The 5,910-nt window shown below is 49.5% G+C and carries 10 tRNA genes and 3 rRNA genes; all 13 read right to left on the minus strand.

Going from position 1 to position 5,910, the window contains the following annotated elements:
* Nucleotides 1–2: 2 nt before the first annotated feature.
* Nucleotides 3–76: transfer RNA gene (locus ADF62_RS08625), tRNA-Pro, on the minus strand.
* A gap of 6 nt (nt 77–82) precedes the next feature.
* Nucleotides 83–156 (minus strand) — tRNA-Arg (locus tag ADF62_RS08630).
* Nucleotides 157–170: 14 nt separating this feature from the next.
* Nucleotides 171–256, minus strand: a tRNA-Leu gene (locus ADF62_RS08635).
* 6 nt (nt 257–262) lie between these two features.
* A tRNA-Gly gene (locus ADF62_RS08640) sits at nt 263–334 on the minus strand.
* Between the two features lie 6 nt (nt 335–340).
* A tRNA-Thr gene (locus ADF62_RS08645) sits at nt 341–413 on the minus strand.
* A gap of 13 nt (nt 414–426) precedes the next feature.
* Nucleotides 427–508 (minus strand) — tRNA-Leu (locus tag ADF62_RS08650).
* Between the two features lie 5 nt (nt 509–513).
* Nucleotides 514–586 (minus strand) — tRNA-Lys (locus ADF62_RS08655).
* Nucleotides 587–605: 19 nt separating this feature from the next.
* A tRNA-Asp gene (locus ADF62_RS08660) sits at nt 606–678 on the minus strand.
* A 2-nt stretch (nt 679–680) separates the two neighbouring features.
* A tRNA-Val gene (locus tag ADF62_RS08665) sits at nt 681–753 on the minus strand.
* A 5-nt stretch (nt 754–758) separates the two neighbouring features.
* Nucleotides 759–874, minus strand: a 5S ribosomal RNA gene (gene rrf, locus ADF62_RS08670).
* An 83-nt stretch (nt 875–957) separates the two neighbouring features.
* Nucleotides 958–3,857: ribosomal RNA gene (locus ADF62_RS08675) — 23S ribosomal RNA — on the minus strand.
* 146 nt (nt 3,858–4,003) lie between these two features.
* Nucleotides 4,004–4,076, minus strand: a tRNA-Ala gene (locus ADF62_RS08680).
* Nucleotides 4,077–4,130: 54 nt separating this feature from the next.
* Nucleotides 4,131–5,678 (minus strand): 16S ribosomal RNA (locus ADF62_RS08685).
* Together the 16S, 23S and 5S rRNA genes with 10 tRNA genes alongside form the textbook arrangement of a ribosomal RNA operon.
* Nucleotides 5,679–5,910 lie beyond the last annotated feature (232 nt).

Below are 5,910 nucleotides of genomic sequence, written 5' to 3' on the forward strand. Positions count from 1 at the left end.
AATCGGGAAGACAGGATTCGAACCTGCGACCCCTTGGTCCCAAACCAAGTGCTCTACCAAGCTGAGCTACTTCCCGATAAAATGCACCCTAGAGGAGTCGAACCTCTAACCGCCTGATTCGTAGTCAGGTACTCTATCCAGTTGAGCTAAGGGTGCTTATTATTAAATTATGCCGAGGACCGGAATCGAACCGGTACGAAAGTTTCCTTTCGCAGGATTTTAAGTCCTGTGCGTCTGCCAGTTCCGCCACCCCGGCTCCTCAAGCGAACGACGGGATTCGAACCCGCGACCCCCACCTTGGCAAGGTGATGTTCTACCACTGAACTACGTTCGCGTTTTATGCCGGCTACATGACTTGAACACGCGACCCTCTGATTACAAATCAGATGCTCTACCAACTGAGCTAAGCCGGCTAACTTTTTCTAATGCGGGTGAAGGGACTTGAACCCCCACGCCGTTAAGCGCCAGATCCTAAATCTGGTGCGTCTGCCAATTCCGCCACACCCGCATATATGACCCGTACTGGGCTCGAACCAGTGACCCATTGATTAAAAGTCAATTGCTCTACCAACTGAGCTAACGAGTCTCAAATATTTCTACTTGAACGGTCCCGACGGGAATCGAACCCGCGATCTTCGCCGTGACAGGGCGACGTGATAACCGCTACACCACGGGACCTATGGGAGTTAACGGGATCGAACCGCTGACCCTCTGCTTGTAAGGCAGATGCTCTCCCAGCTGAGCTAAACTCCCTTTGTGCTAAGCAACTACCGTATCTAACAGGGGGCAACCCCCAACTACATCAGGCGTACTAGGGCTTAACTTCTGTGTTCGGCATGGGAACAGGTGTATCTCCTAGGCTATCGTCACTTAACTCTGAGTATTCTCAACTCAAAATTGAATATCTATACTGTATCAAGAAACCAAATCGTTGTCAATATGTCTCAGTTACTTTCTTTGGATAAGTCCTCGAGCTATTAGTATTAGTCCGCTACATGTGTCACCACACTTCCACTTCTAACCTATCAACCTGATCATCTCTCAGGGCTCTTACTGATATAAAATCATGGGAAATCTCATCTTGAGGTGGGCTTCACACTTAGATGCTTTCAGCGTTTATCCCTTCCCTACATAGCTACCCAGCGATGCTCTTGGCAGAACAACTGGTACACCAGCGGTAAGTCCACTCTGGTCCTCTCGTACTAGGAGCAGATCCTCTCAAATTTCCTACGCCCGCGACGGATAGGGACCGAACTGTCTCACGACGTTCTGAACCCAGCTCGCGTGCCGCTTTAATGGGCGAACAGCCCAACCCTTGGGACCGACTACAGCCCCAGGATGCGACGAGCCGACATCGAGGTGCCAAACCTCCCCGTCGATGTGAACTCTTGGGGGAGATAAGCCTGTTATCCCCAGGGTAGCTTTTATCCGTTGAGCGATGGCCCTTCCATACGGAACCACCGGATCACTAAGCCCGACTTTCGTCCCTGCTCGAGTTGTAGCTCTCGCAGTCAAGCTCCCTTATACCTTTACACTCTGCGAATGATTTCCAACCATTCTGAGGGAACCTTTGGGCGCCTCCGTTACCTTTTAGGAGGCGACCGCCCCAGTCAAACTGCCCGTCAGACACTGTCTCCGATAGGGATAACCTATCTGGGTTAGAGTAGCCATAACACAAGGGTAGTATCCCAACAACGCCTCACTCGAAACTGGCGTCCCGAGGTCATAGGCTCCTACCTATCCTGTACATGTGGTACAGATACTCAATATCAAACTGCAGTAAAGCTCCATGGGGTCTTTCCGTCCTGTCGCGGGTAACCTGCATCTTCACAGGTACTAAAATTTCACCGAGTCTCTCGTTGAGACAGTGCCCAAATCATTACGCCTTTCGTGCGGGTCGGAACTTACCCGACAAGGAATTTCGCTACCTTAGGACCGTTATAGTTACGGCCGCCGTTTACTGGGGCTTCAATTCATACCTTCGCTTACGCTAAGCACTCCTCTTAACCTTCCAGCACCGGGCAGGCGTCACCCCCTATACATCATCTTACGATTTAGCAGAGAGCTGTGTTTTTGATAAACAGTTGCTTGGGCCTATTCACTGCGGCTGACCATCAGTCAGCGCCCCTTCTCCCGAAGTTACGGGGCCATTTTGCCGAGTTCCTTAACGAGAGTTCTCTCGCTCACCTGAGGCTACTCGCCTCGACTACCTGTGTCGGTTTGCGGTACGGGTAGAGTATAATTAACGCTAGAAGCTTTTCTCGGCAGTGTGACATCACTAACTTCGCTACTAAACTTCGCTCCCCATCACAGCTCAATGTTAGAGATATAAGCATTTGACTCATATCACACCTCACTGCTTGGCCAGACACTTCCAATCGTCTGGTTTAGTTAGCCTACTGCGTCCCTCCATCACTATATACTCTAGTACAGGAATATCAACCTGTTGTCCATCGGATACACCTTTCGGTCTCTCCTTAGGTCCCGACTAACCCAGGGCGGACGAGCCTTCCCCTGGAAACCTTAGTCTTACGGTGGACAGGATTCTCACCTGTCTTTCGCTACTCATACCGGCATTCTCACTTCTATGCGCTCCAGCACTCCTCACGGTACACCTTCTTCGCACATAGAACGCTCTCCTACCATACCTATAAAGGTATCCACAGCTTCGGTAATATGTTTTAGCCCCGGTACATTTTCGGCGCAGGGTCACTCGACTAGTGAGCTATTACGCACTCTTTGAATGAATAGCTGCTTCTAAGCTAACATCCTAGTTGTCTGTGCAACCCCACATCCTTTTCCACTTAACATATATTTTGGGACCTTAGCTGGTGGTCTGGGCTGTTTCCCTTTCGACTACGGATCTTAGCACTCGCAGTCTGACTGCCGATTATATCTCATTGGCATTCGGAGTTTATCTGAGATTGGTAATCCGGGATGGACCCCTCACCCAAACAGTGCTCTACCTCCAAGAGACTTAACATCGACGCTAGCCCTAAAGCTATTTCGGAGAGAACCAGCTATCTCCAAGTTCGTTTGGAATTTCTCCGCTACCCACAAGTCATCCAAGCACTTTTCAACGTGCCCTGGTTCGGTCCTCCAGTGAGTTTTACCTCACCTTCAACCTGCTCATGGGTAGGTCACATGGTTTCGGGTCTACGACATGATACTAATGCGCCCTATTAAGACTCGGTTTCCCTACGGCTCCGTCTCTTCAACTTAACCTCGCATCATATCGTAACTCGCCGGTTCATTCTACAAAAGGCACGCTCTCACCCATTAACGGGCTCGAACTTGTTGTAGGCACACGGTTTCAGGTTCTATTTCACTCCCCTCCCGGGGTGCTTTTCACCTTTCCCTCACGGTACTGGTTCACTATCGGTCACTAGAGAGTATTTAGGGTTGGGAGATGGTCCTCCCAGATTCCGACGAGATTTCTCGTGTCTCGCCGTACTCAGGATACTGCTAGGTATAAAGACTATTTCGAATACGAGGCTATTACTCTCTTTGGCCTACCTTCCCAGGTAGTTCTTCTATAATCTTTAAGTCCACGTTGCAGTCCTACAACCCCGAAGAGTAAACTCTTCGGTTTGCCCTCTTGCCGTTTCGCTCGCCGCTACTAAGGCAATCGCTTTTGCTTTCTCTTCCTGCAGCTACTTAGATGTTTCAGTTCACTGCGTCTTCCTCTACATTACCTTAACAGTAATGAGTGACAGGCATTACCTGCCGGGTTCCCCCATTCGGACATCTCTGGATCATTGCTCACTTACAGCTCCCCAAAGCATTTCGTTGTTAGTCACGTCCTTCATCGGCTTCTAGTGCCAAGGCATCCACCGTGCGCCCTTATTAACTTAACCTTATTTTGGCCTTTCGACCTAACTCATTAAATATTCACAGCGTTTCGGTTTATTTTCTTGTTACTATCTATATGTAATTACTTACATATGGAATTTGATATAGATATTCAATTTTCAATGGACAATACTTGAATCTTTCGATTCAATGGAGCCTAGCGGGATCGAACCGCTGACCTCCTGCGTGCAAAGCAGGCGCTCTCCCAGCTGAGCTAAGGCCCCACAAGACCTCTCAAAACTAAATAAGAAACTCAAGTACATTCCGTTTTTCCTTAGAAAGGAGGTGATCCAGCCGCACCTTCCGATACGGCTACCTTGTTACGACTTCACCCCAATCATCTATCCCACCTTAGGCGGCTGGCTCCAAAAGGTTACCTCACCGACTTCGGGTGTTACAAACTCTCGTGGTGTGACGGGCGGTGTGTACAAGGCCCGGGAACGTATTCACCGCGGCGTGCTGATCCGCGATTACTAGCGATTCCGACTTCATGTAGGCGAGTTGCAGCCTACAATCCGAACTGAGATTGGCTTTAAGAGATTAGCTTGCCGTCACCGACTCGCAACTCGTTGTACCAACCATTGTAGCACGTGTGTAGCCCAGGTCATAAGGGGCATGATGATTTGACGTCATCCCCACCTTCCTCCGGTTTATTACCGGCAGTCTCGCTAGAGTGCCCAACTGAATGATGGCAACTAACAATAGGGGTTGCGCTCGTTGCGGGACTTAACCCAACATCTCACGACACGAGCTGACGACAACCATGCACCACCTGTCACCGATGTACCGAAGTAACTTTCTATCTCTAGAAATAGCATCGGGATGTCAAGACCTGGTAAGGTTCTTCGCGTTGCTTCGAATTAAACCACATGCTCCACCGCTTGTGCGGGCCCCCGTCAATTCCTTTGAGTTTCAACCTTGCGGTCGTACTCCCCAGGCGGAGTGCTTAATGCGTTAGCTGCGGCACTGAATCCCGGAAAGGATCCAACACCTAGCACTCATCGTTTACGGCGTGGACTACCAGGGTATCTAATCCTGTTCGCTCCCCACGCTTTCGAGCCTCAGCGTCAGTTACAGACCAGAGAGCCGCTTTCGCCACCGGTGTTCCTCCATATATCTACGCATTTCACCGCTACACATGGAATTCCACTCTCCCCTTCTGCACTCAAGTTTGACAGTTTCCAAAGCGAACTATGGTTGAGCCACAGCCTTTAACTTCAGACTTATCAAACCGCCTGCGCTCGCTTTACGCCCAATAAATCCGGACAACGCTCGGGACCTACGTATTACCGCGGCTGCTGGCACGTAGTTAGCCGTCCCTTTCTGGTAAGCTACCGTCACAGTGTGAACTTTCCACTCTCACACTCGTTCTTGACTTACAACAGAGCTTTACGATCCGAAAACCTTCTTCACTCACGCGGCGTTGCTCGGTCAGGGTTGCCCCCATTGCCGAAGATTCCCTACTGCTGCCTCCCGTAGGAGTCTGGGCCGTGTCTCAGTCCCAGTGTGGCCGATCACCCTCTCAGGTCGGCTATGTATCGTCGCCTAGGTGAGCCGTTACCTCACCTACTAGCTAATACAACGCAGGTCCATCTTGTAGTGGAGCAATTGCCCCTTTCAAATAAATGACATGTGTCACCTATTGTTATGCGGTATTAGCTATCGTTTCCAATAGTTATCCCCCGCTACAAGGCAGGTTACCTACGCGTTACTCACCCGTTCGCAACTCATCCAAGAAGAGCAAGCTCCTCTCTTCAGCGTTCTACTTGCATGTATTAGGCACGCCGCCAGCGTTCGTCCTGAGCCAGGATCAAACTCTCATTAAAATCTTTAATAATTGTTCGAGCGTTAACTCATTACCGTCGTCTGACGATTTATTCTTGTAAATTGACAGGTTATAATTCTTCTATCATAACCCTGCACTTGGTTTCTTATTCAGTTCTCAAAGGTCTTTGTCTCTCTTGAGACAACTTCTATATTCTAGCAAAGATAGAATATCTTGTCAACACCTTTTTTAAAGTTTTTTTCACTTCTTGGCGTTTGCCGTCCCTTTCGAAA

It is taken from the genome of Streptococcus sp. 1004_SSPC (genome assembly GCF_001069025.1).
Taxonomy (GTDB): Bacteria; Bacillota; Bacilli; order Lactobacillales; family Streptococcaceae; genus Streptococcus; species Streptococcus vestibularis.